The 1,088-nt window shown below is 49.7% G+C and carries 1 protein-coding gene; it reads right to left on the bottom strand.

Annotated features, from left to right (window positions below):
* Window positions 1-19: 19 nt before the first annotated feature.
* On the bottom strand, window positions 20-1,088 hold a 1,069-nt coding region (locus WKT12_RS16410), incomplete at its 5' end, for a hypothetical protein (protein ID WP_340320322.1).

Genomic DNA, 1,088 nt, shown 5'->3' with positions numbered 1-1,088 from the left:
CTGAATACCCGTCAGTAACTTATTGAACCGAAAACTCCTTGCTGAAAGAAACCACCTGCTTCTCAGGGGTGACGACATCTATCAGCAACCGGTACGTGCCCGGTAGAAAAGGAGCCACTACCGGACGAGCTTCTGCTTCTCTCCACATCGTCAGGCCAAACGGATGGACAACCTCTCCCTGCTGGTCATCCTGATGGAGGTGTACTTCCCTGAGGGTTTCTATCACTACAGCACCATTAGGAGTGCCATAAACCGTAGCACGAGGATCACTTGGACGGATCAGCTCGATGGACTTGATGTCCCCTGCCGACCAGTTCAAAATATCCGATATGTTTCCAAAGACAAGTTCTCCATTTACCACCACATTCAAGTAACGGGATGGACCTGTCAAAGAAGCGTCCCGATTATTTCTCCATACAATAGTAGGTTCATCATAGCTCAATTCCTCCATTTCACGACCATAAATTATCATTGTATGCTCTTTCCTTCTATTATTCATAATATGACCTCGCAAGACTCCGCCTCCGCTTCCGTTTCCTTTATCTTCCACCGCTATAGCAGTAAATCGGTTCAGCAATGTGCGCAGGCTCTTTCCGGGCCATTTCCGCAACTCATCCTCCCCGATGTAATTGAAAGGCATACGGCTGAGTTCACGGATGTCGACCGGTTTTCTGGACTCGACCTCCACACCGCTCAGGTGATAGACTTTCCGTTCGTTTTCGTCTACACTGTAACGGAGGGTCGTATCGCCTAACACCACATTCGACTGAACACGAGCATGCAGCGTGAGAGGATGAGGTATGACAACCTTCGGAAAACTGTCCTCCTGCAAGGTAAACTCACAATCGACCACTTTTCCCTTCAGGTTCTTTGCAGTCAGCAGAAAAGGGGCATGATTCGGGAAGTTGTCTACCGGAACGACAAAGCTGCCGTCCTCTTCCAGCTTGCCCGTATAGAAGATGCCCGCCTGCTCGTTCTGTACGTCGACCAGACCCGGACCGAAAGGCTTGTCTTCCTTTTCCCAAGCGGTTCCTCTCAGCAAAAGACAGTCTTCCATCAGGTAAGGATAAGACATGCCCGACTTCAGG

The organism is Phocaeicola sp. HCN-6420, assembly GCF_037890145.1.
Classification (GTDB): Bacteria; Bacteroidota; Bacteroidia; order Bacteroidales; family Bacteroidaceae; genus Phocaeicola.
This window is presented reverse-complemented; position numbering and strand designations above follow the sequence as displayed.